27 protein-coding genes and 1 pseudogene are annotated in these 24990 nt (G+C 55.7%); 14 read left to right on the forward strand and 14 right to left on the reverse strand.

Going from position 1 to position 24990, the window contains the following annotated elements:
* Positions 1-41: 41 nt before the first annotated feature.
* The 3 genes from PSES9_RS0105365 to purM are packed head-to-tail and all read right to left on the reverse strand — an operon-like array spanning position 42 to position 2463.
* Positions 42-752 (reverse strand): DUF3108 domain-containing protein, encoded by a 711-nt coding sequence (locus tag PSES9_RS0105365; RefSeq protein ID WP_010484844.1) that lies wholly within the window; start codon positions 750-752, stop codon positions 42-44.
* 8 nt (positions 753-760) lie between these two features.
* On the reverse strand, positions 761-1405 hold the full coding sequence (purN, locus tag PSES9_RS0105370; protein WP_010484846.1) for a phosphoribosylglycinamide formyltransferase: 645 nt from the start codon (positions 1403-1405) through the stop codon (positions 761-763).
* The gene (gene purM / locus PSES9_RS0105375; protein WP_010484848.1) at positions 1405-2463 is read right to left on the reverse strand and encodes a phosphoribosylformylglycinamidine cyclo-ligase; all 1059 of its coding nucleotides are present in this window, start codon (positions 2461-2463) and stop codon (positions 1405-1407) included. Before purM ends, purN begins: the two co-directional genes overlap by 1 nt.
* Positions 2464-2661: 198 nt before the next feature.
* On the opposite strand from purM, the gene PSES9_RS0105380 reads away from it, so the two are divergent.
* From PSES9_RS0105380 to hda, 3 genes are all read left to right on the forward strand, one after another.
* Positions 2662-3753, forward strand: a complete 1092-nt coding sequence (locus tag PSES9_RS0105380; protein ID WP_010484850.1) for a DUF2066 domain-containing protein — start codon at positions 2662-2664, stop codon at positions 3751-3753.
* Between the two features lie 90 nt (positions 3754-3843).
* A complete protein-coding gene (locus tag PSES9_RS0105385) occupies positions 3844-4914 on the forward strand; it encodes an AI-2E family transporter (protein ID WP_010484852.1) in 1071 nt (356 codons plus the stop codon).
* A 238-nt stretch (positions 4915-5152) separates the two neighbouring features.
* Entirely contained in the window at positions 5153-5857 is a 705-nt protein-coding gene (gene hda / locus PSES9_RS0105390) for a DnaA regulatory inactivator Hda (RefSeq protein ID WP_010484854.1), read from the forward strand.
* 293 nt (positions 5858-6150) lie between these two features.
* Here the strand turns inward: hda and PSES9_RS0105395 are convergent, their stop codons facing one another.
* The 3 genes from PSES9_RS0105395 to arsC are packed head-to-tail and all read right to left on the reverse strand — an operon-like array spanning position 6151 to position 7509.
* Positions 6151-6561 (reverse strand): DUF2069 domain-containing protein, encoded by a 411-nt coding sequence (locus tag PSES9_RS0105395; protein WP_010484856.1) that lies wholly within the window; start codon positions 6559-6561, stop codon positions 6151-6153.
* On the reverse strand, positions 6554-7159 hold the full coding sequence (wrbA, locus tag PSES9_RS0105400) for an NAD(P)H:quinone oxidoreductase (RefSeq protein ID WP_010484858.1): 606 nt from the start codon (positions 7157-7159) through the stop codon (positions 6554-6556). Before wrbA ends, PSES9_RS0105395 begins: the two co-directional genes overlap by 8 nt.
* Complete coding sequence (gene arsC, locus PSES9_RS0105405) at positions 7156-7509, reverse strand: arsenate reductase (glutaredoxin) (RefSeq protein WP_010484860.1); 354 nt, start codon at positions 7507-7509, stop codon at positions 7156-7158. The genes wrbA and arsC overlap by 4 nt, the downstream gene beginning before the upstream one ends.
* A gap of 169 nt (positions 7510-7678) precedes the next feature.
* Here arsC and PSES9_RS0105410 point away from each other — a divergent pair, with 169 nt between their 5' ends.
* A complete protein-coding gene (locus PSES9_RS0105410; RefSeq protein ID WP_010484862.1) occupies positions 7679-8905 on the forward strand; it encodes a virulence factor BrkB family protein in 1227 nt (408 codons plus the stop codon).
* Positions 8906-9325: 420 nt separating this feature from the next.
* Here the strand turns inward: PSES9_RS0105410 and PSES9_RS0105420 are convergent, their stop codons facing one another.
* Both PSES9_RS0105420 and PSES9_RS0105425 read right to left on the reverse strand, forming a co-directional pair.
* Positions 9326-9718, reverse strand: a complete 393-nt coding sequence (locus PSES9_RS0105420; RefSeq protein WP_029529388.1) for a hypothetical protein — start codon at positions 9716-9718, stop codon at positions 9326-9328.
* A 145-nt stretch (positions 9719-9863) separates the two neighbouring features.
* The gene (locus tag PSES9_RS0105425) at positions 9864-11273 is read right to left on the reverse strand and encodes a PilZ domain-containing protein (protein ID WP_010484864.1); all 1410 of its coding nucleotides are present in this window, start codon (positions 11271-11273) and stop codon (positions 9864-9866) included.
* A gap of 30 nt (positions 11274-11303) precedes the next feature.
* Between PSES9_RS0105425 and PSES9_RS0105430 the strand changes: the two genes are divergently transcribed.
* The gene (locus tag PSES9_RS0105430; protein ID WP_010484865.1) at positions 11304-11783 is read left to right on the forward strand and encodes a TlpA disulfide reductase family protein; all 480 of its coding nucleotides are present in this window, start codon (positions 11304-11306) and stop codon (positions 11781-11783) included.
* Positions 11784-11789: 6 nt separating this feature from the next.
* On the forward strand, positions 11790-12077 hold the full coding sequence (locus PSES9_RS0105435; RefSeq protein WP_010484867.1) for an acylphosphatase: 288 nt from the start codon (positions 11790-11792) through the stop codon (positions 12075-12077).
* Positions 12078-12136: 59 nt separating this feature from the next.
* Here PSES9_RS0105435 and PSES9_RS0105440 read toward each other — a convergent pair whose 3' ends face one another.
* Positions 12137-13090 (reverse strand): hypothetical protein, encoded by a 954-nt coding sequence (locus PSES9_RS0105440; protein ID WP_010484869.1) that lies wholly within the window; start codon positions 13088-13090, stop codon positions 12137-12139.
* A gap of 24 nt (positions 13091-13114) precedes the next feature.
* Positions 13115-14830: a proline--tRNA ligase gene (locus PSES9_RS0105445; protein WP_010484871.1), complete on the reverse strand. Its 1716-nt coding sequence runs from the start codon at positions 14828-14830 to the stop codon at positions 13115-13117.
* Positions 14831-14934: 104 nt separating this feature from the next.
* Between PSES9_RS0105445 and PSES9_RS0105450 the strand changes: the two genes are divergently transcribed.
* Positions 14935-15351, forward strand: a complete 417-nt coding sequence (locus PSES9_RS0105450) for a PaaI family thioesterase (protein WP_010484873.1) — start codon at positions 14935-14937, stop codon at positions 15349-15351.
* A gap of 101 nt (positions 15352-15452) precedes the next feature.
* On the opposite strand, the gene PSES9_RS0105455 is transcribed toward PSES9_RS0105450, so the two are convergent.
* Positions 15453-16721, reverse strand: a complete 1269-nt coding sequence (locus PSES9_RS0105455) for an OprD family porin (protein WP_010484875.1) — start codon at positions 16719-16721, stop codon at positions 15453-15455.
* 729 nt (positions 16722-17450) lie between these two features.
* Between PSES9_RS0105455 and PSES9_RS0105460 the strand changes: the two genes are divergently transcribed.
* The gene (locus PSES9_RS0105460) at positions 17451-17873 is read left to right on the forward strand and encodes an HIT family protein (protein ID WP_010484877.1); all 423 of its coding nucleotides are present in this window, start codon (positions 17451-17453) and stop codon (positions 17871-17873) included.
* Positions 17874-17875: 2 nt separating this feature from the next.
* Positions 17876-18082 carry a SlyX family protein gene (locus tag PSES9_RS0105465; protein ID WP_010484879.1) on the forward strand — a complete coding sequence of 69 codons (207 nt, stop codon included), beginning with the start codon at positions 17876-17878 and terminating at the stop codon, positions 18080-18082.
* Between the two features lie 56 nt (positions 18083-18138).
* Here PSES9_RS0105465 and PSES9_RS25215 read toward each other — a convergent pair whose 3' ends face one another.
* The 3 genes and pseudogenes from PSES9_RS25215 to PSES9_RS0105475 form a co-directional block, all read right to left on the reverse strand.
* Complete coding sequence (locus tag PSES9_RS25215) at positions 18139-18405, reverse strand: cold-shock protein (protein WP_238530370.1); 267 nt, start codon at positions 18403-18405, stop codon at positions 18139-18141.
* Positions 18406-18423: 18 nt separating this feature from the next.
* Positions 18424-18744: pseudogene (locus tag PSES9_RS25565) on the reverse strand (cold shock domain-containing protein membrane protein); the annotation flags it as partial.
* 269 nt (positions 18745-19013) lie between these two features.
* The gene (locus PSES9_RS0105475) at positions 19014-19484 is read right to left on the reverse strand and encodes a Dps family protein (protein WP_010484884.1); all 471 of its coding nucleotides are present in this window, start codon (positions 19482-19484) and stop codon (positions 19014-19016) included.
* A gap of 490 nt (positions 19485-19974) precedes the next feature.
* Here PSES9_RS0105475 and aspS point away from each other — a divergent pair, with 490 nt between their 5' ends.
* The 5 genes from aspS (at position 19975) to ruvB (ending at position 24990) form a co-directional block, all read left to right on the forward strand.
* Positions 19975-21750, forward strand: coding sequence for an aspartate--tRNA ligase (gene aspS, locus PSES9_RS0105480; protein ID WP_029529390.1), 1776 nt, complete (start codon positions 19975-19977; stop codon positions 21748-21750).
* A 58-nt stretch (positions 21751-21808) separates the two neighbouring features.
* Positions 21809-22558: a YebC/PmpR family DNA-binding transcriptional regulator gene (locus PSES9_RS0105485; RefSeq protein ID WP_010484889.1), complete on the forward strand. Its 750-nt coding sequence runs from the start codon at positions 21809-21811 to the stop codon at positions 22556-22558.
* Positions 22559-22747: 189 nt separating this feature from the next.
* Complete coding sequence (gene ruvC / locus PSES9_RS0105490; RefSeq protein WP_010484890.1) at positions 22748-23272, forward strand: crossover junction endodeoxyribonuclease RuvC; 525 nt, start codon at positions 22748-22750, stop codon at positions 23270-23272.
* 23 nt (positions 23273-23295) lie between these two features.
* Positions 23296-23928, forward strand: a complete 633-nt coding sequence (gene ruvA, locus PSES9_RS0105495) for a Holliday junction branch migration protein RuvA (RefSeq protein WP_010484892.1) — start codon at positions 23296-23298, stop codon at positions 23926-23928.
* A complete protein-coding gene (gene ruvB / locus PSES9_RS0105500) occupies positions 23929-24990 on the forward strand; it encodes a Holliday junction branch migration DNA helicase RuvB (RefSeq protein WP_010484894.1) in 1062 nt (353 codons plus the stop codon). It abuts the gene before it with no gap.

Genomic DNA, 24990 nt, shown 5'->3' on the forward strand with positions numbered 1-24990 from the left:
CAAAAAAACCGGCTCTAGGCCGGTTTTTTTGTGTGGCATTATTAGCGACCTTTAACGGTCTTGCCGTTTACGGTGCCTTCCTCAAGCATGATTTGGTATTCCTTGCCGTCTTTCTCAATCTGGTTCAGGGCAACCAGCAAGTAATCCCAGTTTTTGGCAAACCACAAGGTTGTTTTGCGCTTGCTTTGTGTTGGATCACGTACCCGCTCTACCTTGATGGCGTCTATCAGGCCGACCTTGGTGGTGACGGCTTCTTCGCCGAGTACACGAAAGTCGTAGGTTTCAATGTCATCACCATCGACCACTTGGTAGCTCATGCTTTTCTTGCCGGCAGCTACGTCATGTTGCAAAACCATTTGATAGGTGGATTTGTCCAGCAGGCCACGGTTCAGTGGAATGCGAACCGGGGTTCCGCGGTCGTTGCCGATCACTTGCTTGGCTGACCAGTCAAAGTCTTGCTCGACTGATTTGCCTTTGCCCAGGCCTCCGCGCTCGTATTTATAGTTGAGGGGAGTGAACGCATTGTCTTCAATACGGAAGGTGCTGGTTTCGGTAAGGCTGGCGACTAGCATGGAGGCTTCGAAGTTCAATTCCCAGCGACCGTCGCCCAGATCCGTCAGGTTGCGCTCTGCCGAACCGCTAACCGGGAGTTGTTTCCAGTCTGCGGTGTAGCTGGCGGTGAAGGGTTTGATCTCGTCTGCAAAGACCGGGGCGCTGATCAGCGCGAGTGCGAACAGTAAGGCGCGACGCATGTTCTCTCCTAAGTTCGGAAAATATAGCCAGTAGTTGCAAGTGGCTTGCCGTCAAGCATTGCGCCTTGTGGGCCAAGGTGCAAGCGTTGATCGGCAAACCAGCTCACCGCCAGTGGATAGATCTGGTGTTCCAGGCGGTGAACTCGCTCAGCCAGGCTTGCGGCTGAGTCGTCTGCATTAACTGGAACTACTGCTTGTACGACCAATGGTCCGCCATCGAGTTCCTCTGTCACAAAGTGCACGCTACAGCCGTGCTCGGCATCCTTGGCGTCCAATGCGCGTTGATGCGTATGCAAGCCTTTGTACTTTGGCAGCAGGGAAGGGTGGATGTTAAGCAGGCGTCCGGCATAGTGGCGAACAAAGTCGGCACTGAGTATGCGCATGAAGCCAGCAAGAACCACCAACTGTGGCTTGTGGGCGTCAATTGCTTCGATCAAAGCCGCATCGAACGACTCGCGACTGTCGTATTGGCGGTGATCCAACAGGTTGGTCGCGATACCGGCGGCCTTGGCGCGCTCAAGCCCGTATGCATCCGCACGATTTGAAATCACTGCGCTGATACGAGCGGAGTCTGGGTCCAGTTTATCGATAAGGGCTTGCAAGTTGCTCCCAGAACCTGAGAGCAACACCACTACATTGCAAGGCGTCGGCATTAATGGTTTTTCAAGTTGTTGAGAACAACGGGCTCGGCGTTTTGTGCTGCATCTGCAATCTGGCCGATGACCCAAGGTTGCTCGCCTGAGGCCTTCAGGTTATTGAGAGTCGCTTCAACCTGATCCTGAGCGACGCAGATAACCATGCCCACGCCGCAGTTGAGTACCCGGTGCATTTCATTTTCTTCGACGTTGCCTTTTTCTTGCAGCCAGTCGAATACGGCAGGGCGTTTCCAGCTGGCCACATCGACAATGGCCTGGGCACCTTTTGGCAGTACCCGTGGAATGTTGTCGAGCAGGCCACCGCCGGTGATGTGCGCCATGGCTTTGACTGCGCCGGTCTCCTTGATCAGCTTGAGCAGCGGCTTGACATAGATACGCGTCGGGGCCATCAGCAGGTCGGTCAGTGGCTTGCCGTCAAGTTGAGTGTTTTCGATGTCTGCGCCCGAGACTTCGATAATCTTGCGGATCAGTGAGTAGCCGTTCGAATGCGGGCCCGAAGATGGCAGGGCGATCAATGCATCGCCAGCGCAGACTTTGCTGCCGTCGATGATTTCAGCTTTCTCGACCACGCCGACACAGAAACCTGCCAGGTCATAGTCTTCGCCTTCATACATACCTGGCATTTCGGCGGTTTCCCCGCCAACCAGCGAGCAACCCGCCAGTTCGCAGCCCGCACCAATGCCGGTAACCACTTGGGCGGCGACATCGACGTTGAGTTTGCCGGTGGCATAGTAATCGAGGAAGAACAGAGGTTCGGCACCGCAGACAATCAAGTCGTTGACGCACATGGCAACCAGGTCCTGGCCAATGCTGTCATGCTTGTTGAGGTTCAGCGCCAAACGCAGTTTGGTGCCGACGCCATCGGTGCCAGAAACCAGGACAGGCTGCTTGTAGCCGGCAGGTATTTCGCAAAGAGCGCCAAAGCCGCCCAAGCCACCCATGACTTCCGGACGAGCGGTGCGTTTGGCGACACCCTTGATGCGTTCAACCAGGGCTTCGCCTGCGTCGATATCTACACCTGCGTCCTTGTAGCTGATGGAGGGTTGCTTGCTCATGGGTACAGGCCTTTAAGGAAAATTCGGATGAGTACCGGCGTTATATGGACCGGGCTGCGAGGCGCGCGATTTTATCAGGCTTGATAGGCAGCGACCACCCACGAAGCGCTATGGTTGCCGGGGGACGAGCGGCTGTTTAAGGTATAGCCTGTTTAATGCGCTGTTTTAACCGCTCCCTGTCTTTCGAGAACCCAATTAATGCGCCTGATCGCTCGTATGCTCGCCCTGTCATTACCCCTGCTGTATAGCTTGCCCAGCCTGGCAGCAACGGTTACCGACCTTTATGAAGTACGGGAAGCAGGCGCTAGCCAGCAGCCTGATAAGCGCGATGCTGAATTAGGCCGTGCTTTGGACACCCTGGTCCTGCGCCTGACCGGCAAGCCCGATGGCTCGAAAAATCCCGATTTGGCCGAGGTTTATAAAGATCCGCAACAAATTGTTACTCAGTATGGTTTCGAGGGCGACAGCATTGTTGTCAGTTTCGATCCCGCAAGCGTTGATCGCGCATTGCGCCAGGCGGGCATGCCGATCTGGAGCGCCAATCGCCCGGCGGTGATGACCTGGTGGCTGAACGAAGACCTTAACGGTACTAGCCTGGTCGGTGATGGCCTGGCCAGCGCCGAGCCCTTGAGTCGGGCAGCGCAGCATCGCGGCCTGCCCTTGCGCCTGCCCTTGGCTGATCTCAGCGAGCAACTGGTGGCTACTGCAGAAAACCTGAGTGCCAAGTCGCCTGACGAACTGCGCAGCGCGTCTGAACGTTACTCGGCCGATGCACTGTTGGCGGTGCAGGCACGTGAAGCCGATGGTCAGTGGAGCGCCGACTGGCGGCTCTGGGTCGGCAGCGATAGCTTCAATGGCAGCGCGCAAGGTGCGGATCAAGCTGCAGTCGCAGATTCGGTGATGATGGCCGTGAGCGAGTTGCTGGCAAAACGTTTCGTCGCGGCTGCTGGTTCTTCAACAGATTTGACCTTGGAGATCGAGGGCGCGAGCCTGGCTCGTTATGCTGAGGTTCAACGGATCCTGGAGCCATTCGAGTCGAGTTTTATCAAGGTTGATAACGGTCGCCTGGTATTCAAGGTCAAGGCCAATGCCGAACAACTACGTTCCCAGTTGGCGCTGGCACAATTGCAGGAAATCCCCGCCACGGCCGACCCTGAACCTGCCCAGGGCAATACCCAGGCCCCGACCGAAACCGGGACCGAGGAGGGTGCGCCAGGCAGTGCTACGCCACAACCTCCAACACCTCAAAGTAATGTGCCAAAGGCAAACGTATTGCGTTTTCGCTGGTAATTACCGAGCTACATCGATTTATCAAAGCAACCGCTGACAACCAAGGGTTGCTTTTTTAGCTGCACCGACAAGACGACCTGGGGATTTAGGATGAAGGCTCTGCCACGCTGGTATTTGATCGTTGGGTTTGTGCTGTTGGTGTGGTTGCTCTATCTGCTGGGGCCGATGCTGTCTCCCTTTATTATCGCCATTGTGCTGGCGTATATGGGTGACCCACTGGTTGACCGGTTGGAGCGAATGAAGATTTCACGCACTTGGGGCGTGATCATTGTCTTCGCCATTTTCAGCCTGGTATTGACCATCTTGCTGGTGGTGCTGGTCCCACTGCTGGGCAAGCAGCTGGTACGCCTGTACGAGCTGGTGCCGCAGATGATTGACTGGACGCAGCACATCGCACTGCCTTGGGTGCAGGCGAAGTTTGGTCTCAATGACAATTTCTGGCGTCTCGACCAGCTCAAGGGCGCGCTCTCGGACAATCTGGGGAAAACCACAGATATAGTCAGCATGGTGGTTAAAAAAGTTACAGCCTCGGGTATGGCCCTGGTCGGCTGGGTGGCCAACCTGCTGCTGATCCCGGTGGTCAGCTTTTATCTGATGCGCGACTGGGACCTGATGGTGGCAAAACTCCGTTTGATGCTGCCGCGCCATCAGGAAGAAACCGTTGTCAAACTGATGGGCGAGTGCCATGAAGTAATTGGCGCCTTTATGCGCGGGCAACTATTGGTAATGCTGGCGTTGGGCGTGATGTACGCCACAGGCTTGATGGTGATCGGCCTTGAGCTTGGCTTTTTGATCGGGGTATTTGCAGGGCTGGCCAGTATCGTTCCGTATCTGGGTGTATTTGTTGGTATTTCATCTGCACTGATTGCCGGGCTCTTCCAGTTTGGCCTCGATCCCTATCCATTGCTGGCCATTGCGGCAGTCTTTGTCGTGGGGCAAATGCTCGAAGGCATGCTGTTAACACCATGGTTGGTAGGTGACCGCATTGGCTTGCACCCTGTTGCCGTTATTTTCGCGATCATGGCTGGCGGCCAACTATTCGGTTTTTCCGGGATTCTTCTGGCGCTCCCCGTTGCCGCAGTAATCATGGTTTTGCTACGCCATGCCCATGATTTTTATAAGCAGTCTGGCGCTTATAATAATGGCGAGGTAATTGATTGATTTTAATCAATCGTTTTGTGTATCGAAGCATGCAGCGGGTTTAAGTATAAAGAGTAAGGGCGAACGTTTTGTTCAGGCGTTTAACTAAAACGTGGCCTGTTTCATGTTGCTTTATCAGGCCTAAGCCCTTGAATTGAGCTGCAAAATGCATCAATGACATCCGGGGCCGAAGACTATAAACTTCCCGCTCTTTATGGAGAGTCTCCAGCTAGCGCTTAGATGAGCCGCAAAACCCAGTATGAAACCGATTCAGCTGCCATTAGGTGTGCGTCTACGCGATGACGCCACGTTTGCCAACTTCTACCCTGGAGCCAATGCTGCGGCGCTGGGCTATGTTGAGCGCCTATGTGACGTTGATGCGGGCTGGACGGAGAGTCTTATCTATCTGTGGGGCGCGCACGGCGTCGGTCGCAGCCACCTGATGCAGGCTGCCTGCCTGAAGTTTGAGCAGCGTGACGAATTGGCGGTGTACTTGCCCCTGGCTGATGTTGCCGTGCACGGCATTGCCTTGCTCGATAATCTCGAGCGTTGCGAGCTGGTTTGTCTGGATGACCTTGAAGCCGTTGCCGGCCAGCCCATCTGGGAAGAGGCGCTCTTTCACTTGTTCAATCGATTGCGCGACAGTGGCCGCAAGTTGTTGCTGTCTGCCAATACCTCGCCCCGCGAATTGAAGATCAAGCTGCCTGATTTGAAGTCGCGCCTGACCCTGGCGCTGGTATTCCAACTGCAGGGACTATCTGATGAAGATAAACTGCGCGCCCTGCAACTGCGTGCCTCACGCCGTGGCTTGCATATGAGTGAAGAAGTCGGGCGGTTTATCCTCACGCGTGGCGAGCGCAGCATGAATGCGCTATTTGACCTGCTTGAGGAGTTGGATCAAGCGTCGCTGCAAGCCCAGCGTAAATTGACCATTCCCTTTCTCAAAGAAACTCTCGGCTGGTAAAAATCTGCTTTGAAGCGACTGCGCTTGCTGATACTGCGTTGAATGGCTACCCGAAAATGCTCACTTACAGGAGTAAGCTCCGCGTTTCAGGCAGCCATTCGCCTTGTCTGAGCTGCGCTCGTTACGCTTGAAAGCCAGATTTTAAGCTTGGATATAAAAGCGCATAGGTTCTTTGCTGGCTGGGTTGCATTCTGGTTTGAAGCGACTGCGCTTGCTGATACTGCGTTGAATGGCTACCCGAAAATGCTCACTTACAGGAGTAAGCTCCGCGTTTCAGGCAGCCATTCGCCTGATTATTGCTCGCCTGCCAGTTTGCGGTCGTACTGGAAGCGCCAGCGGGTGTAGAGCAGGGCGCTGCAGAACAGGGCAAAGCTGATGATTGTCTCCAGCGCGCCGTATAGTGCTCGTGCCGGGTCGATGGCGGCCAGGATTCCCTGGATAAAATACAGGTTGATCACAAAGCACAGCCAGGCATGTGCGCGGGCATTGCCGAGAACAATGCCCGGTGCGAGCAGCAGCAGCGGCACCAACTGAACGCTTAGCACTACCCAGCTGCGTGCGCCATGCAGGTCGGCGAACGCCACATTCCACAGGGTAATCAAGATCAATAGCGCGACATAGTTAAACAGGCTCAGTGCGCGACTGAGTTTCACGCGAGGTTCTAGCCACGACAATTCTGGCAGTGGCTTTTTCTGTTTAGCCACGGGGCATCTCCAGTTGCTGTGCGGTTTTGGCCAGGCGTTGGCCGAGGGCTCTGCACAGGCTCTTTTCGTGTTCGTCCAATGCGCGTTTGCCATCTGCGCCTGCGTGGTGGCTCGGGCCATAAGGCGTGCCGCCACCACGGGTTTCAAGCAGGGCTGATTCGCTGTAAGGCAACCCGGTGATCAGCATGCCGTGGTGCAGCAGCGGCATCATCATCGACAGCAATGTGGTTTCCTGGCCGCCGTGCAAGCTGGCGGTCGAAGTGAATACGCCTGCCGGTTTGCCGGTTAGTGCCCCCGTCAGCCAGAGATTGCTGGTGCCATCAAGAAAGTATTTGAGCGAGGCTGACATATTGCCAAATCGCGTTGGGCTGCCAAGGGCCAGGCCGCTGCAGTTCTTCAGGTCATCCAGGGTTGCGTACAGTGCGCCTTGTTCCGGGATCTGGGGGGCAGTGGCTTCGCAGTCTGCGGAAACGTTCGGCACAGTGCGTAGGCGTGCCTCCAGCCCCGCGCTTTCGATGCCCCGGGCGATTTGCTTGGCCATTTCGCTGGTGGCGCCGTGGCGGCTGTAATACAGGACCAGAATATAGGCTGCGCTCACGGCAGAATCTCCAGGACGCGCTCAGGTGGGCGACCAATCACGGCTCGGTTGCCTGCGATAAGAATCGGTCGTTCGATCAGTTTGGGCTGGGCAACCATGGCTGCGATCAGCTCAGTTTCGCTGAGATCCTGTGCGGCCAGGTTCAGCGTTTTGTACGCTTCTTCGCCGGTACGCAGCAAAGCGCGTGCGCTGATTGCGAGTTTGTCCAGTATGTCATTGAGCTGCTCGGCAGTTGGCGGCGTGTCGAGATACAGGACGATCTCGGGCGCAAGGCCGCGCTCCTGCAAAAGCTGCAATGCAGCGCGTGATTTTGAACAGCGCGGGTTGTGGTATAGCGTTAAATCGGTCATGTGCGGGTTCGCATCTTGCGTCAGGTGGCGACTATTCTAACCGTGTCGAGCGTTGATGTGCGTAGCCCTGTGTGCAGTAAAGCCTTGCATTGAGTTGTCGATTAAGGGCACAACTGACTCATATTAAGGACAATAGCGTGGCTATACTGCGGTCAGCTAAGGAGAAGGCATGCGCCAACAGTTAAGAGAATGGTTCGAGTTCTGGCGGTTTCTGTTCCAGCGGTTTTTTGCCGATCAGGGCACAAGCAATGCGGCTGCGCTGACCTACACCACGCTGTTTGCCGTTGTGCCGATGATGACTGTCACCTTTACCATGCTCTCGGCGATTCCTGCTTTTCAGGGCACGGATGAGCAAATCCAGAATTTCGTGTTTCGCAATTTCGTGCCTTCGGCGGGCGAGACTGTCCAGGAGTATTTGCGAAACTTCACCGTCCAGGCGCGTCAACTGACCTGGATTGGGGTGATTATCCTGGCGGTTACTGCATTTTTAATGCTGGTGACCATCGAGAAAACCTTCAACACTATTTGGCGCGTGCGCCAGGCAAGGCGTGGCGTCTCCAGCTTCTTGCTGTATTGGGCGATCCTCAGCCTGGGGCCGATCTTGCTCGGCGCCGGGTTTGCCATCAGCACCTATGTTGCATCCTTGTCGCTGATGTCTGGCCCGGATGCATTGATAGGAGCCAAGACCCTGCTGCGCTTTATGCCTCTGATCTTCAGCGTGGCAGCTTTCACCTTGTTATATGCCACTGTTCCCAATGCACAGGTGCCGCTTAAGCATGCGTTGCTTGGCGGCCTGTTTACGGCGGTATTGTTTGAGGTGGCCAAGATGATATTTGGCTTGTATGTACGTTTCTTCCCGGGCTATCAGCTCATTTATGGCGCGTTCGCCACCGTGCCGCTGTTTTTGCTTTGGATATATTTGTCCTGGTTGATTGTGCTGTTTGGCGCTGAGCTGGTGTGCAATCTGTCTTCGTCCTACCAATGGCGCCGTATGGACATTCCAAAGATTTTGCTGGTAATGGCGGTTTTGCGTGTGTTCTATGAACGGCAACAGTCGGGTTTGAAGGTTCGCTATCGTGACGTTCGCCGTAAAGGCTGGCGGCTGCCCGAGCATGAATGGGAAGAGGTACTGGGATTTCTTGAGAATCAGCGCCTGGTCACGACCAGCGGAGCCGGTGCCTGGGTGCTGATTCGAGACCTCAACAGTTTCTCTTTGCAGCGGCTGGTCAGTCAAAGCCCGTGGCCGATGCCACAAATAGAGCAACTGCCGCAGGCATTGGATGAGCCATGGTACCCGGCACTGCGTGATGTGCTTGAGCGCTTCCATGAGCAGCAGGCACATTTGTTCGAGGGCAGCCTTGCACAGTGGCTACAGCCTGCAACGACTGACAAATAGTGTCAGTTTCCGGCGAACTGCCGCCCAGCCGGGTTGCGGCTATTGTCGGTATGTTGCATGTGGCGGGTCGGCCAGGGGCTGGCATGGTTCTGGCAAAGGGTTTGTTCAAGGCATCAAGAGCACTGCGCCTTGGGTTGCAGGGCTGGCGGTTAGGCCGGGGAAGAACAGGCAAGTATTCGAGCTGTGATAAAGCAGACAATCTGGGAGCTTAAAGCTGGATATGAGTACAAGAAAGGGCAAGGTTGTACCGCTGTGTGCCTATGACTCGGATGCAGCGCTTGAGCGGTTGAACCGGCTGACAGGACTGCGTTTTAGCCATTGGCCTGAATCACTTGTCGCCCATGCTCACACGCATGCCGAGGCGGTTGAACCGTGCAGCGCAGAGCCTGTGGCGGCCGAGAGCATTTCGGTGTCAGAGCATCAAGCCAGCGCCTGATGACCTGCGCTGGCTTCGAGTTCGGCAGCTTGTACAAAGAGCTCTTCAACTGCCAGGGTTTGAAAGCTCACCGCGCTGCGCAGCTGCAACTGCATGTCTTCGATTTGTTGCTTGAAGGGCAGTCGTGCAATGCCGGACAGCATGATCTTGTGGTGAGTATTGACCTGGCCATGATCAATCGCAATTTCACGCCGTTTGCCCGCGTCCATATAGGTCACAAACAGCGATGCAGGCAAGTTGGCTAGCCCCGGAACATGCAGCCAGACCGCCACGTTGTACTCAGCGATGCGCCCTTCGAAAGCACTCACTTGCTGACGAGCGCTTTTAACTATTTGAGAGGGGACGTTGCCGATCAATGTGTCGTGTGGCTGGGGCATTTTGGCATCCGGGCTGAGAACTGATTTCGACATCACCATTGGGGCAAATTATAAACCTCGGTGTGCGCTGCAAACTGTGCGCTCAAGCGATAACCGGCGTGATCAGTCTCGCAGATTTAAGGATTCGCCAGGACGCTCAGGGGGCTTAGCCCAGTCCCATCGGATGACGACTTACCAATGGCGTGCTGAGGTTTGAGGCCGGCAGCGGCAGGATCTTCTGGCTGTTGGAATTGGCGAGTTGCAGCCAAATACTTTCACCCTCGACAAACTGACCAAGTGGTAGCCATAAACCGTGATGCCAGCCGCTGCCGATGGCTGGTGTACTTTGCAGCAAGCCCGGATGGGTTTGTGCAACAGGTGCCCTGCGTAGCCAGACCGGGCGAGGCAGCCCCTTTAGGTAGCGCAGGCCAATATGCAAGCCTGCGGGATTCAGGTGGCGCCAGCGTACCAATGCAAGAGTGGGTGTCTCGCTGCTGTTGACAATCAGTACGAGCTGACCGACTTGCAGCGCTTTGGCTCGATCCGAGTGGCAGAGTATGCGGGCGCCGCCCGGGCTGGTATCGATTACCTGGACTTCGATGCGGGGCGGACGCTGCCCCAGCAATTGTGCATGGATAGTATTGAGCCCAACCAGTAAGTCACAGTTCGATGGCGCTTCGGCACGCTCATGGCGTCGTTGCTGGCGTCCCATCCAGTGTTGCTGGACATGGTTGAGGACTTTGCTCTCGGCAGCCGTTCGCAGTGGAGCGGGTTCATGCAATGCAACCAATAGAGCGCCGAGTTCAAAGCGGCGCAAATACTGGGGATCGCCCGTCACTGACTGGTCAAGACTCAAGCAGGGTCGTGATTCGCTGAGGTCAACGATCGGCCCCTCGACATCGTCCTCTGCGTCCCAGGGTAAAAGCCGCGCTAATCCTGTAATCGGAGCCAGGGCGCTAAATAGCAGCAGGCACTCGCCTTCATGCAGGTGAAACGGGTTGCTCAGCGCCATTAACAGCATTTGCTGGTAAACGCCACGCAGCGTTGGAGAAGGCGCAGGCTTGAAGGCGGCGGCCACAGGTTCATCCAGGCAGGCCTGATGTTCGCCGATCCAATACAGCAGGTGGCTGTCACGCCATAGGCTGGGCGGTGGCTCTTGGTAGACCTGGTAATGGCGCAATTGGGTTTGTGCCAGGAAATGCTGCGCCATATACAGGCACCACGCCAGGTGCGGGCGCGACGGGTTGCGGCCTTGGAGAATTTGCAGCAACAAACGCTTAAAGCCAATTGCCAGTTCGCTGCACAGGTGTATGTACATCACCGGAGGCGGGGTATGGCTTTGCTGGGAAAGCGAGTAGTGGCGATATTCATCGCTGAAGTTTTGCAGCGCGCGCTGTCTTTCGAGTAAGGTCATCGTGCTGCGATTGAGCCGAAACAAAAGGCTGACGACTTGTTCCAGGGCAGCTTCAAGGGAGGCCATGCGAGCGTTGCTGAAACATTCCGCGAGCTCGGACTGTGGCACACACTGTTCATCAATGATGTCCGGCACCTCCAGGCGCAAGGCATCGAGCGTCATATCAACCCTGCCAGCACGAGGATCGAATACATGGCTGCACAACTCCAATGGGTCATTCGTATAGTTCTAGGCGTATTTGCAGTGGTCGTCCTGACAGCATGCTCAGACGCGACTGGTGTTGACCAGTATGGACGCAAGGTACCTGTTGAGCGGATCGAAGGCCAGTGGTTAGTTATCAATTATTGGGCCGAGTGGTGCGCACCTTGTCGAACTGAAATTCCTCAGCTCAATGCCTTGGATAAAGAGTTGGCCGGCAAAGGCGTCAGTGTCCTTGGAGTGAACTTCGATAACTTGCAGGGCGCAGAACTTGAAAAGGTCAGTGAGGCGTTGGGCATCACCTTTACGGTATTGGCCAGCGATCCCGCCGAGCGTTACAAATTGCCGCGCAGTGAAGCCTTGCCGGTAACTTATATCATTGATGATAGCGGGCGTACGCGTGAGCGCTTGCTGGGCGAGCAAACCGCAGAAGGCATCAAGACCAAGCTCGCGCAGCTAAAGGCCGAGGGCTAGAACGAGATGAGCAATGAACTGGAAGCCAGAGCCAGCTTGCATGGATACATCAGTGGACGGGTGCAAGGCGTGGGTTTTCGCCTGGCCACGGCCGCGCAAGCCGAGCAACTGGGTATTGATGGTTGGGTGAGGAACTTGCCGGACGGCCGGGTAGAGGTGATGTGCGAGGGTGAAGGGCAAGCCGTCGAGGCGATGCGTAAATGGCTTGAGCAGGGTCCGAAAAAGGCCAGGGTCGAGGCTGTTGCCCTGACCGAGCAAGGTGTTCAGGGGATCGCAGGTTTTATCATTCGCTGATGGAGCAACCCCTGTTTCACTTGCCTAGCGGCTGCCCGCACAAGCGAGCAGCCTTGTGTCTAGTTGCTGCCGGGGTCGGCGACCAGGCGCCCGGCATCCTTGGTCAGTGAGCGCAAGAATGCCTCTTGCAGCTCGGGGTCGTTGCGGGTCAGCTCGATCAGGCTTTGTTCCAGTTCGCTGGCTTCCTCTTCGAGGCCCAGTTCGGAAAGCCGTTTGACGCGATGCACCCACTGGCGAGTGTCGTCGCCTTCCAGATCATCATAAATAAGCCTGTGCGCCTCGTTGAGCTTGCCACGCAGTGTTCGGCTGACCATCAAGCTGGCATCGGCCCGGACTTCACTGTCCGGATCCTCGACACTGATAAGCAAAGAGCTGACGCGACTTATGTCCTGTTCGGCAAATGGGCTGTCGAGCAGGTTGATGCGCAGCACGCCGCTGCGATCAGTTGAAAGCTCATGCTGTTCATTGCCAGCCTTGACCAGCACCGGACGTTCAGACCAGGGCAGGCTCGAATATTCGAGCCGGGCATCCTGGCGCTGTTCGTCGATACTGGCCAGGTTTTGCTGCGAGCGGCCGTTTGACTGCACATTCATAAATGGGTTCAGGCCGGCAAAGCCGTAGCTGATCCAGTCTTTGGTTGCGGTGTCAGGCAGGCTGCCCAGCAAGACCACATTCAATATATTGGCACCCACGCCAGCCACTACGGCTACAGCACCGAGCGGAATCTCGTACAACTCGCGCCAAGGTTGATAGGGCGTGTAGCGGTCGTATTTACGTGTGACTTCAAAGACGGTGACCTCAAAGGTCTTTTGCTCATTTATCCGCACACGGCGCTGCGGCAGTTCAAGCACGCCGGGTTGACCGGCGTCTATCAGCAGGCTGTGATCGAGTAGTTTGCGCTCGATGCGTTCCTCATGTTCGCTGCGTTGAGGAAGTTGGTTGGCGCAGCCGCTCAGAAAAACGGCGCCGCAAAGTGCGGCGCCGCCAAGGCGTAGGGTGTTTCTATTGAACATGATGGCTCTTGCTATAGGCTGAAATCAGCGGCTGATACGTGCTTTGATAAACGACAGGATGTCAGCGGCTGGAACGGCTTGAGCTTCAGTGTCGAGCCGGCTCTTGTATTCCAGGTTGCCTTCAGCAAGGCCGCGGTCACTGACCACGATGCGGTGCGGGATGCCTATCAGTTCCATGTCTGCGAATTTGATGCCCGGACTGGTCTTTTTGTCACGGTCATCAAGCAATACTTCGTAACCGGCAGCAGTCAGTTCGGCGTAGAGCTTGTCGGTTGCTTCGCGCACAACCTCGGTTTCGTAACGCAATGGCACCAGGGCGATATGGAAGGGGGCCAGGGCGTCATTCCAGATAATCCCGCGCTCGTCTGAGTTCTGCTCGATTGCAGCGGCGACAACGCGCGACACACCGATGCCGTAGCAACCCATGCTCAGGGTAACTGGCTTGCCATTTTCACCCAGCACCTGGCAGTTCATGGCTTCACTGTACTTGGTGCCGAGCTGGAAGATATGGCCCACTTCAATGCCACGCTTGATCACCAATGTGCCTTTGCCGTCTGGGCTTGGATCGCCTTCGACGACATTGCGCAGGTCCGCAACCTCTGGCAACGGCAAGTCGCGTTCCCAGTTGACCCCGAAGTAGTGCTTCTCTTCGATATTGGCGCCAGCTGCAAAGTCGCTCATCATCGCCACGGAGCGGTCGATGATGCAGGTGATTGGCATATTAACAGGGCCAAGTGAGCCTGGGCCTGCGCCAACAGCGCTGCGAATTTCGTCTTCTGTGGCGAAAACCAGTGGGTTGGCAACCTGTTCAAGATTGGCCGCCTTGATTTCGTTGAGTTCATGGTCGCCACGGATAACCAGGGCAACCAGGGTGCCTTCTTCAGTGCCGCGGGCAATCAGCGTTTTGATGGTTTTTTCGATTGGCAGGTTAAAGCCAGTGATCAAATCGTTGATGGTCTTGGTGTTTGGCGTATCGACCAGGCGCAGTTCTTCACTGGCCGCGCCGCGCTCGGACTCACGTGGCACCGCTTCGGCTTTTTCGATATTGGCGGCGTAATCGGATGCATCGCTGAACGCGATATCATCTTCGCCAGACTCCGCCAGAACATGGAACTCATGGGAGCCGGTGCCCCCAATCGAGCCGGTGTCGGCCTGCACTGGGCGGAAATCAAGACCCAGGCGGCTGAATACATTGCAGTACGCCTGATGCATGCGGTCGTAGGTTTCCTGCAGGGACTCTGGGTTCGCATGGAAGGAGTAGGCGTCTTTCATGATGAACTCACGGCCGCGCATCAAGCCAAAACGTGGACGGATTTCGTCACGGAACTTGGTCTGGATCTGGTACATGTTGATTGGCAGCTGCTTGTAGCTGTTGAGCTCATTGCGCGCCATATCGGTGATGACTTCTTCGTGAGTCGGACCTGCGCAAAAGTCACGACCATGGCGGTCTTTCATGCGCAGCAGCTCCGGGCCGTACTGTTCCCAGCGGCCTGATTCCTGCCACAGCTCGGCCGGCTGGATGCCCGGCATCAGCACTTCGAGTGCGCCAGCAGCGTCCATTTCCTCGCGCACGACACGCTCTACCTTGCGCAGGGTGCGCAGGCCCATAGGCAGCCAGGTGTAGAGGCCGGAAGCAAGTTTGCGGATCATCCCGGCGCGCAGCATCAGCTGATGGCTGACGACAACGGCATCGGATGGGGTTTCTTTTTGTGTGGCGAGCAGGAACTGACTAGTACGCATGGTTGACCGTTCTGTCTGTTGCAAGGGCAATTAATTGACCGGCATTGTACGGTGCCTGCACTGAGACGTATAGGATGCAGATATGCACAATAAGGGGGATTAGGATGTCGGAACTAACAGCGGAGCAAGTACAAGCGCTTATCTGGTCTGGATTACCGCAAGCGCAAGAGATGCAACTGACCATCGATCGGCTTGATTCTGAAGGCGCCTTGGCGCGTATACCTTTCTGCGCAAGATTGGTGCGCCCCGGCGGCACTATTTCGGGGCCGACTATCATGGCGTTGGCGGATGCGGCGATGTATGCGGTGGTGTTGGGTCGGCTGGGTCGAGTGGAGATGGCAGTGACCTCCAACTTGAATATCAACTTTCTGGTCAAACCAAAAGCGGTCGACTTATTGGCGCAGGCAAAAATATTGCGTTTAAGTCGGCGCCAGGCGGTGTGTGAAGTCGCATTGTATTCGGCGGGCAATGAAGATGAGCTGGTCGCCCATGTGACGGGAACTTATGCGCTGCCTATTTAAGACCATGGTGCTGTTTATATATCGCCAGGCGATGCAGCATTACATAATAAAAAACCCGGCCGAAGCCGGGTTTTTTATAACGCTTGCAAACTAACCGAGGATTACAGCACGTCCAGCGGGTAGTCCATGATCAGACGGAAATCGTTGATATCGCCGCCGTATGCATTGCTGGAACGGTAGAAGGCGTTACGTACACGGAAAGACAGGTCTTTCGCAGCGCCATCTTGAATTACATACTTGGCTTCGATGTCGATTTCACGCTCTTGAGCGTCGGTGCCAGTGCCAACATCAATGTTGTCGCCAGCGATGTAGCGGGTCATAAAGCTCAGACCTGGTACGCCGTAGCTAGCCATGTTGATGTCGTAACGTGCCTGCCAAGAATCTTCGTCTTTGCCGTTGAAGTCGGAGTATTGAACCGAGTTCGCCAGATAGATGGTGCCGCCGCCGTCTACACCGTAGACGTAGCCAGCATCACCGCTAGAGCTTTGATAGGCCAGGGTGAAGGTGTGCGCGCCGATGTTGTAAGCGCCCGCCAAGCTCCAGATATCGTTGTCAACTTCGCCGTAGATTTCGTCGCCATCACCTTTGGTGTGGTAACCGTTGAGGTCAAAGTTCAAGCTTTGATCTTCAGCGATCGGCAGATTCCAGTTGACGTTCAGGTAGGTCTTTTTGAAGTAGTCTTCAACGTCGGAGTAGTGCAGGCCAGCGCTGAGGTTATCAGTGAAGCTGTAGTTTGCACCGTAGATGTTGGCTGACTTCAAGCCAGTACCGTCAATGGTGTCGCGACCGGTTGCAACCTGGCTGCTCATTGCGGTGAAGCGACCAGCGCTCAGTTCCAGGCCTTCGATTTCGTTGCTGACCAGGTAGGTACCGGTTGCAGATTCAGGCAGGATACGGCTGTCGTCAGTGCTGAATACTGGGCTGGCAACAAACATGTCACCGTATTTCAGGCCAGTGTTGGATACGCGGAATTTGATAGCGCCGCCAGCTTGAGATTGGGTTTTCTCATAGTTGCTGTCGCTGTCTCGTGAAAACAGACCGCTACCACCGTGACCGCTACCGCCGTCCAGCTTCAGGCTGCTCAGGGTGAAAGCGTCAAAACCAACACCGATGGTGCCTTGGGTGAAGCCCGATTCAAACAGGGTGCGCAGACCCCAGCCAGTTTCCTCGCGGTAACCGCTGTCACCTTTAGGAGCTGATGGGTTAGGGCCATTACGGAAATCACGGTTCATGTACAGAACACGGTTGAAGATGTCGAAGCTGCTATCTTCAAGAAAGCCGTTAGATTCGGATTGGCTAGAGGCGAAAGCCATTTGAGTGCTACCCGCGGCTACTGCCAGGGCCATTACGCTCCACTTCATCACTTGCATCGTGACTGCTCCTTTGGTTTTTTAGAAGAGTTGTGCTGCCCAATTAATTATTGTATGGACGGCTCTTTCTTTTTGTGTCGGCGGTAACTTATAACACGCAGCCAATATTGGCGATAGTTGCCGTCTGCTCGTTGCTGGTTCTTTTCAGTGATGTCGCAAATACTGATTGAACATGTCGCAATTTCATAGATTTTACTGGTGCATGAGTTACGCCAACGGATCTTGTAATTGTTCACTTATAAAGCCCTGATTGCGGGCTTGCTACGCCGCATTCCGAGCATTGCCGTAGCAGAAAGCAAAAGTCGTGCTCAAAACGCTATCTTTCTTAATTTCCTTGATCTTTGCGTCCGCTCTTGATGGCGGCTGGGTGATCTTGGGCCATGTTATAGCTAGTCTTTGCGGGCCTCACAAGCATTTTTTCTTGGAATTTCAATGCTTGAGACGCGGTTTCAATTTTGTATCAGCAATTTGCCCCAGTGTTTGCCTGGGGATTGTCCCCGCCTGGTTTTAAGATGCTATCTATTACCGAAGGGAACAAAATGGTGCATGCGAATACCGGCTTGAAATTTTTCGTGCCACCTCTTGGTGCGTCTATCTGGTGGTTGTTTTTTGAGCGATTTAGCAGCATTTGCGCTCGAAGCTTGCCTCAGCGCGTATCCTTACGCTTCAGCTATAGGGTACAGGCTGCCTGATTACAATTTTGTTACTACCACTGTTACGAGGTTATTTATGTTCGCGTTGGATTCACGCCTGCAGAGCGATACCAGGGTTGTCGGCGATTTCCCCCTGTGTCGCTTGCTGTTAATGAATGATGCCAACTATCCATGGTTTATTCTGGTGCCACGGCGTGAAGCGGTGACCGAGGTGTTTGACCTGGATGCAGCGGATCAGCTTTTGCTCTGGCAGGAAACCTCGCAGCTTGCGGCGTTCTTAAAGCAGGAGTTCGCTGCGGATAAAATGAATATCGCGACCTTGGGCAATATGGTTGCCCAACTGCATATGCATGTAGTGGCACGGCGTGCCACTGATGCTGCATGGCCAGCACCTGTCTGGGGCAAAGCACCTGCGCAAGCCTATACTGAGGCAGAGATCTCCGACCTTCGCCGGCGCCTGGGCGCGGCAAATTTTGCAGGCTTTAGTGCCGGGGAATGAGCATGGATATTGAAAGTCGTGTAGTCGAGCTTGAAACCCGCTTGGCGTTCCAGGATGACACCATCCAGTCACTCAACGATGTACTGGTGGAGCAGCAAAGGCGTATTGATCATTTGCAATTGCAGGTGGCTGGGTTGGCCAAGCGTCAGGAAGAGCTGACCGGGCAGCTTGAAATTTCAGAGGATGAAGCGCCGCCGCCTCACTATTGAGTGTTAATAAAGAGCTAAAAAAACCCGCTAAATGCGGGTTTTTTTGTGTTTGCCAGTTAGCGCCTTGCAGGCGGTGCGGCGATTACATCTTCGGCTTGCAGGCCCTTGTCGCGTTGCATGACCGAAAATTCAACGCGCTGGCCTTCGACCAGGACGCGATGGCCTTCACCGCGGATTGCACGAAAATGCACAAATATATCGTCGCCTGAGTCGCGGGAAATGAAGCCAAAGCCCTTGGACGTATTGAACCACTTGACCGTGCCGTTTTCACGGTTGGCGTCTGTGGGTGACGATAGTGACTGGCGTGACGAGGCGAACCGCAGGTTGATGCACAGGTGCAGCAATACGCCAGCAGCCAATACCAGCAGGCTGAACAATGTGGCTGGGAGGTGGGCGATCACCGGCAGCGGTGCAACTAGAATCAGTGCCTGCAGTACGGTGGCTGTCAGTAAAAGCACGGATACCAGATTCTGCAGAGCACTGCGTGGTCCGGCGTGCCAGATAGGGAGTTGAGGTGCTAGGGTGAGGTTGAGCAGGCCAAACAAGGCAAGGCATAGCGCATCGGCGTGTTGCAGGAATGCCGGGGCGTGATTTGTAAGGCTGGGCACAAAGGATAGAAGCAGGGCCGCTAGACCCGTCAGCAGGTGGACGATTTTCAACATGTTCAATGAGCTCACTTAATTTAACCAATCGCTAGGAAAACTGACTGCATATGCGTTGCCGTAGATGTGGAAGGCGTGGATAGCTTAAGCAGGCAGGCGTGCTAATAAATGCCAAAAGCGGAGTCGCTAGCACGGAGGCGTATTTAACAGTAAAGGGCGGGGCGACTCAATGCTGCTGACGCAGCTATGCCCGGCTTTGCTGGTCAGCAAGTCTCGGGTGACAAGGCCCGAGCATGTCGGGCCTTGTGGTCTTGCGCGGTGAAGCTTTATCAGGCAGCGAGCAGGCTGCGCAGCATCCATGCAGTTTTTTCGTGGACCTGCATGCGCTGGGTCAGCAAGTCGGCGGTAGGTTCGTCGTTGACCTTTTCCAGCAGCGGGAAGATGCCACGAGCGGTCCGGGTCACGGCTTCCTGGCCTTGAACCAGCAGCTTGATCATTTCCTCGGCCGTTGGGATGCCTTCCTCTTCCTTGATCGAGGACAGGCGCGCGTAGGCGGCGTAGGTGCCTGGTGCCGGGAAGCCAATGGCACGGATGCGCTCGGCAATATCGTCAACCGCAACTGCCAGTTCGGTGTACTGGCCTTCGAACATCAGGTGCAGGGTGTTGAACATCGGGCCGGTGACATTCCAGTGAAAATTGTGGGTTTTCAAATACAGGGTGTAGGTGTCTGCCAGCAGGCGAGAAAGGCCTTCGGCGATTGCTGCGCGATCCTGTTCGGCGATTCCGATGTTGATTTCCATACCTTTTATCCTCTCAGGTTGGGCGTGAATTGGGTGCCCTAAATATGGGTGAATTCTAGCATTGGCAGTATGGCACTGCGCCCATGCTTGTCTCAATGGGTGTCATTGCTTGAGTCTATTCAGGGGCTTTTGGTTCAATAATTGTCGCTTGTTGACTGACAATGGCATCGATTATCAGCTCTGTTTGGCAGGGGATTTGGCTGACGATCAGGGCGAGAGATGTGGTCTGTGATCGAATAGCCACAGCGGGGCGGCTGCATGTGGCGGCTTAACCATATATAATCTCGCGCTTTGCCGAGATTTATGCCGGTGTTTTGTGCTGCCCAAGCCCGGTGCGGGGCGATTGCCTGTCATATTGTGTGTGACCAACACAAATTAGTGCATACATCTATACGGCCAGATTTGCCTGAAGCTAAATGCTGCACATTGGACGCCAGGCGTTCAGGCGTGCAGCCTACGAATTCAAGACTCAAGAGAAGCGACTAACATCATGATGCGCAGCCACTATTGCGGCCAGTTGAACGAGAGCCTGGACGGTCAGGAAATTACCCTTTGCGGCTGGGTTCACCGTCGCCGTGACCACGGCGGGGTTATCTTCCTCGATATTCGTGATCGTGAAGGCCTGGCTCAGGTGGTGTTTGACCCTGATCGTGCTGAAACCTTTGCTGTCGCCGATAAAGTGCGCAGTGAGTTTGTGGTCAAGATCACCGGTAAGGTGCGTCTGCGTCCGGCTGGTGCGGGCAACTCGAACATGGCCTCTGGCGCGATTGAAGTGCTCGGCTATGAGCTGGAAGTGCTGAACGAAGCTGAAACCCCGCCGTTCCCGCTCAACGAATACTCCGATGTGGGCGAAGAAACGCGCCTGCGTTATCGCTTTATCGACCTGCGTCGCCCAGAAATGGCAGCCAAGCTGGAGCTGCGTTCGAGCATCACCACCAGCATCCGTCGCTATCTCGACGAAAATGGCTTTCTTGACGTAGAAACGCCGATCCTGACCCGCGCGACTCCAGAAGGCGCACGGGACTACCTGGTGCCTAGCCGTACCCATCCTGGCAGCTTCTTCGCCTTGCCGCAGTCGCCGCAGTTGTTCAAGCAGTTGCTGATGGTTGCCGGTTTTGATCGCTACTACCAGATTGCCAAGTGCTTCCGCGACGAAGACTTGCGTGCCGATCGTCAGCCGGAATTCACCCAGATCGACATCGAGACCAGCTTCCTCGATGAAAAGGACATCATGGGCATCACCGAGAAGATGGTGCGCCAGCTGTTTAAAGAAGTGCTCGACGTTGAGTTTGGCGAGTTCCCGCACATGACGTTTGCAGAAGCGATGCGTCGTTATGGTTCGGACAAGCCGGATCTGCGCAACCCAATGGAGCTGGTCGATGTTGAAGACCAACTCAAAGAGGTTGAATTCAAGGTGTTCAGTGGTCCGGCCAATGATCCAAAATGCCGCGTTGCTGCACTGCGCGTTCCGGGCGGTGCGAGCATGCCACGCAAGCAGATCGACGACTACACCAAGTTTGTAGGTATCTACGGCGCTCGTGGCCTGGCGTACATCAAGGTCAATGACCGCGCCAGCGGTGTTGAAGGCCTGCAATCGCCAATCGTGAAAAACATCCCGCTGGAAAACCTCAATGTGATCCTTGATCGCGTGGGAGCGGTTGATGGCGACATCGTCTTCTTCGGTGCCGACAAAGCCAAGATCGTCAGCGAAGCCCTCGGCGCGCTACGTCTGAAACTGGGCACCGACCTGGATCTGCTGACTTGCGAGTGGGCCCCAATGTGGGTGGTTGACTTCCCGATGTTCGAAGAGAACGACGACGGCAGCTTCAGCGCTCTGCATCACCCGTTCACTGCACCTAAGTGCACCCCGCAAGAGTTGGAGGCCAACCCGGCCACCGCGTTGTCGCGTGCTTACGACATGGTGCTTAACGGTACAGAGCTGGGCGGTGGTTCGATTCGTATCCACCGCAAGGAAATGCAGCAAGCCGTATTCCGCCTGCTGGGTATCGAGGCAGCTGAACAGGAAGAGAAGTTCGGCTTCCTGCTCGATGCGCTCAAGTATGGCGCACCGCCGCACGGTGGCTTGGCATTCGGCCTGGACCGCCTGGTCATGCTGATGACCGGCGCACAGTCGATTCGTGAAGTAATCGCCTTCCCGAAAACCCAAAGTGCTGCCTGCGTAATGACCCAGGCGCCGGGGCTGGTGGATAACAAAGCGCTGCGCGAGTTGCACATTCGCCTGCGTGAGCAGCCAAAGGCTGAGTAATAAACATTGGGCACTCTCGTTAAGCGGGTGCCCATAAGTAATTGAAAGCGGAGTTGTTATGGCGGGTCATTCCAAGTGGGCAAACATCAAGCATCGCAAAGGGCGTCAAGACGCCAAGCGCGGCAAGATCTTTACCAAACTTATTCGTGAACTGACAGTTGCAGCAAGTCAGGGCGGTGGGGTTCCGGCAGACAACCCGCGCCTGCGCCTGGCGGTCGACAAAGCCCCGACGGCAAACATGACGCGTGACACCATTGATCGCGCCATTGCGCGCGGCGTGGGGTCGACGGACGGCGAGAAAGTCGAGGAGCTCAGCTACGAAGGTTACGCCCCAAGTGGCGTGGCCATCATCGTTGAGGCCATGACCGACAACCGCAACCGCACGGCAGCCGAGGTGCGTCATGCCTTTACCAAGTGCGGCGGTAATCTCGGCACCGACGGTTCGGTCGCCTATATGTTCGAGCGCAAGGGGCAAATCAGTTTTGCCCCGGGCCTGGACGAGGAGGCGCTGATGGAGGCGGCTCTTGAGGCGGGTGCTGATGATATTGTGACCAACGATGATGGTTCGATCGACGTATTCACTGCCTTTGTCGACTTTATCGCGGTAAGCGAAGCCCTGACGGCAGCGGGTTATAAGGCTGAGGAGTCGGAGGTGGTGATGTTGCCATCGACCTATTCGACGCTTGAGGATGTCGATACGGCGCAGAAAGTGCTTAAGTTGATCGATATGCTTGAAGACCTGGACGATGTGCAGAATGTCCACTCCAATGCCGAGATTCCTGACGACGTCATGGCCCAGTTGGGATAATGAAAAAGCCGGAGTAAGTTCCGGCTTTTTTAATTGGCCGGGGTTTTGTAGAGCTAGGGTGGATAACGCTTTATGCATCCGCCATCGGCGGTATCCTGTCTTCGGTTGTCGGGTGGGGCAAGTGTTGCCTTGTCGCGCCCTGCGGCCCGGGCGGCGATTTTTAATTCACCGGCGTGAGAGCCTGTTGTTATGACACTGATTCTAGGGATAGACCCAGGTTCACGGATCACCGGCTACGGCGTGGTGCGCGACACTGGTCGCACTTGCGAGTATGTCGCCTCGGGCTGCATTCGCACAGGCAATGGCCCGTTACCCGAGCGCCTGCAGGTTGTCTTTCGCGGTGTGCGCGAGGTGATCGAAACCTATGGCCCGGTGACCATGGGCATCGAGCAGGTGTTTATGGCGCGCAATGCCGACTCTGCGCTCAAGCTGGGTCAGGCCCGTGGCGCTGCGATTGTCGCGGGCGTCGAGGCGGGGCTGGATATAAGCGAATACACTGCAACCCAGGTCAAGCAGGCTATTGCCGGCACGGGTGGCGCGGAGAAGGAGCAGGTGCAAATGATGGGCATGCATTTGCTCAAGCTGGTAAAAAAGCCACAGATTGACGCTTCAGACGCATTGGCCATCGCCTTGTGTCATGCCCATCATCGTCAAAGTCTTATTCCCCATGGTCTGGTCGGTGCCAAGCGACGTGGCGGGCGCCTTCTTTTGTAGTTTGAATTTTTAAGGATTTAACGGTGATCGGACGTTTACGCGGCACCTTGGCGGAGAAACAGCCGCCGCATTTGATTCTGGATGTGAATGGCCTGGGTTATGAGTTGGAAGTACCCATGACAACGTTGTACCGTTTACCTTCGGTAGGCGAGCCGCTGACGCTGCACACCCATTTGGTCGTGCGTGAAGATGCGCAGTTGCTGTATGGCTTTTTTGAAAAGCGTGAGCGTGAGCTGTTTCGCGAGCTGATCCGGCTCAACGGTGTGGGGCCCAAGTTGGCGCTGGCGTTGATGTCCGGGCTTGAGGTCGACGAGTTGGTGCGCTGCGTCCAGGCGCAAGATACCTCGGCGCTGGTGAAAATCCCCGGCGTCGGTAAAAAGACTGCAGAACGCTTGCTGGTCGAGCTCAAGGATCGATTCAAGGCTTGGGAAACCTTGCCAGGCATGACTTCTCTGGTGGTGGCGCCCGCAGCTGGAGCGCTTGCGCCAAGCGCCGAGAATGATGCGGTAAGTGCCTTGATCTCGCTGGGCTACAAGCCGCAAGAAGCCAGTCGTGCGGTTTCGGCTGGCAAGGAAGATGGTTTGAGCAGCGAAGATTTTATAGATGGTTTGAGCAGCGAAGATTTGATCCGGCGTGCCCTGAAAGGAATGGTTTAAATGATAGAGGCTGACCGCCTGATTACCGCCAGTACGCGTGATCGCGATGAACAGGTCGATCGCGCGATTCGCCCGCTCACGCTCGCCGAATACATTGGCCAGCCGAGCGTGCGTGAGCAGATGGAGTTGTTTATCCAGGCGGCGAGGGCGCGCAAGGAGTCGCTGGACCATACCCTGATATTTGGCCCGCCAGGCCTGGGCAAGACCACCCTGGCCAATATCATTGCCCAGGAAATGGGGGTGTCGATCAAAAGCACCTCTGGCCCTGTGCTTGAAAGGCCGGGTGACCTGGCGGCGCTGCTGACCAACCTGGAGCCGGGCGATGTACTGTTTATCGATGAGATTCACCGGCTTTCGCCCATTGTCGAGGAAGTCCTGTATCCGGCGATGGAGGATTTCCAGCTCGATATCATGATTGGCGAAGGGCCTGCTGCGCGCTCGATCAAGCTCGACTTGCCGCCTTTTACCCTGGTTGGTGCCACAACCCGCGCTGGTATGTTGACCAATCCGCTGCGTGACCGCTTCGGCATCGTCCAGCGTCTGGAGTTTTACGGCACCGATGATCTGGCGACTATTGTCAGCCGTTCTGCGGGGATTTTGAATTTGCCCATAGAAACCCAGGGGGCTTTCGAGATCGCACGTCGCGCCCGGGGCACGCCACGTATCGCCAATCGCTTGCTGCGCCGCGTACGTGACTTCGCCGAGGTACGCAGCAATGGCGATATCAGTCGCCAGGTTGCCGATCTGGCGCTCAACCTGCTGGATGTGGATGAGCGCGGCTTTGATCATCAGGATCGTCGGCTGCTACTGACCATGATCGAGAAGTTCGACGGTGGCCCGGTCGGGGTTGATAGCCTGGCGGCGGCGATCAGCGAGGAGCGTCACACCATCGAGGATGTGCTGGAGCCCTATTTGATCCAGCAGGGCTACATCATGCGCACCCCGCGGGGGCGCGTGGTCACGCGACATGCTTATTTGCACTTTGGACTCAATGTGCCCAAGCGCATGGGGGAACTTCCGGTCGCGGATCTGTTCAGTGTTGACGAGGATTCGATTCTATAG

This window comes from Pseudomonas sp. S9, from assembly GCF_000222125.1.
Taxonomy (GTDB): Bacteria; Pseudomonadota; Gammaproteobacteria; order Pseudomonadales; family Pseudomonadaceae; genus Aquipseudomonas; species Aquipseudomonas segetis.

What these genes read in the sequence shown, in the direction of transcription:
- PSES9_RS0105365 (WP_010484844.1), bottom strand. Translation starts at nt 752, where the DNA reads ATGCGTCGCGCCTTACTGTTCGCACTCGCGCTGATCAGCGCCCCGGTC.
- purN (WP_010484846.1), bottom strand. Translation starts at nt 1,405, where the DNA reads ATGCCGACGCCTTGCAATGTAGTGGTGTTGCTCTCAGGTTCTGGGAGC.
- purM (WP_010484848.1), bottom strand. Translation starts at nt 2,463, where the DNA reads ATGAGCAAGCAACCCTCCATCAGCTACAAGGACGCAGGTGTAGATATC.
- PSES9_RS0105380 (WP_010484850.1), top strand. Translation starts at nt 2,662, where the DNA reads ATGCGCCTGATCGCTCGTATGCTCGCCCTGTCATTACCCCTGCTGTAT.
- PSES9_RS0105385 (WP_010484852.1), top strand. Translation starts at nt 3,844, where the DNA reads ATGAAGGCTCTGCCACGCTGGTATTTGATCGTTGGGTTTGTGCTGTTG.
- hda (WP_010484854.1), top strand. Translation starts at nt 5,153, where the DNA reads ATGAAACCGATTCAGCTGCCATTAGGTGTGCGTCTACGCGATGACGCC.
- arsC (WP_010484860.1), bottom strand. Translation starts at nt 7,509, where the DNA reads ATGACCGATTTAACGCTATACCACAACCCGCGCTGTTCAAAATCACGC.
- PSES9_RS0105410 (WP_010484862.1), top strand. Translation starts at nt 7,679, where the DNA reads ATGCGCCAACAGTTAAGAGAATGGTTCGAGTTCTGGCGGTTTCTGTTC.
- PSES9_RS0105420 (WP_029529388.1), bottom strand. Translation starts at nt 9,718, where the DNA reads ATGCCCCAGCCACACGACACATTGATCGGCAACGTCCCCTCTCAAATA.
- PSES9_RS0105425 (WP_010484864.1), bottom strand. Translation starts at nt 11,273, where the DNA reads ATGACGCTCGATGCCTTGCGCCTGGAGGTGCCGGACATCATTGATGAA.
- PSES9_RS0105430 (WP_010484865.1), top strand. Translation starts at nt 11,304, where the DNA reads ATGGCTGCACAACTCCAATGGGTCATTCGTATAGTTCTAGGCGTATTT.
- PSES9_RS0105435 (WP_010484867.1), top strand. Translation starts at nt 11,790, where the DNA reads ATGAGCAATGAACTGGAAGCCAGAGCCAGCTTGCATGGATACATCAGT.
- PSES9_RS0105440 (WP_010484869.1), bottom strand. Translation starts at nt 13,090, where the DNA reads ATGTTCAATAGAAACACCCTACGCCTTGGCGGCGCCGCACTTTGCGGC.
- PSES9_RS0105445 (WP_010484871.1), bottom strand. Translation starts at nt 14,830, where the DNA reads ATGCGTACTAGTCAGTTCCTGCTCGCCACACAAAAAGAAACCCCATCC.
- PSES9_RS0105450 (WP_010484873.1), top strand. Translation starts at nt 14,935, where the DNA reads ATGTCGGAACTAACAGCGGAGCAAGTACAAGCGCTTATCTGGTCTGGA.
- PSES9_RS0105455 (WP_010484875.1), bottom strand. Translation starts at nt 16,721, where the DNA reads ATGCAAGTGATGAAGTGGAGCGTAATGGCCCTGGCAGTAGCCGCGGGT.
- PSES9_RS0105460 (WP_010484877.1), top strand. Translation starts at nt 17,451, where the DNA reads ATGTTCGCGTTGGATTCACGCCTGCAGAGCGATACCAGGGTTGTCGGC.
- PSES9_RS0105465 (WP_010484879.1), top strand. Translation starts at nt 17,876, where the DNA reads ATGGATATTGAAAGTCGTGTAGTCGAGCTTGAAACCCGCTTGGCGTTC.
- PSES9_RS0105475 (WP_010484884.1), bottom strand. Translation starts at nt 19,484, where the DNA reads ATGGAAATCAACATCGGAATCGCCGAACAGGATCGCGCAGCAATCGCC.
- aspS (WP_029529390.1), top strand. Translation starts at nt 19,975, where the DNA reads ATGATGCGCAGCCACTATTGCGGCCAGTTGAACGAGAGCCTGGACGGT.
- PSES9_RS0105485 (WP_010484889.1), top strand. Translation starts at nt 21,809, where the DNA reads ATGGCGGGTCATTCCAAGTGGGCAAACATCAAGCATCGCAAAGGGCGT.
- ruvC (WP_010484890.1), top strand. Translation starts at nt 22,748, where the DNA reads ATGACACTGATTCTAGGGATAGACCCAGGTTCACGGATCACCGGCTAC.
- ruvB (WP_010484894.1), top strand. Translation starts at nt 23,929, where the DNA reads ATGATAGAGGCTGACCGCCTGATTACCGCCAGTACGCGTGATCGCGAT.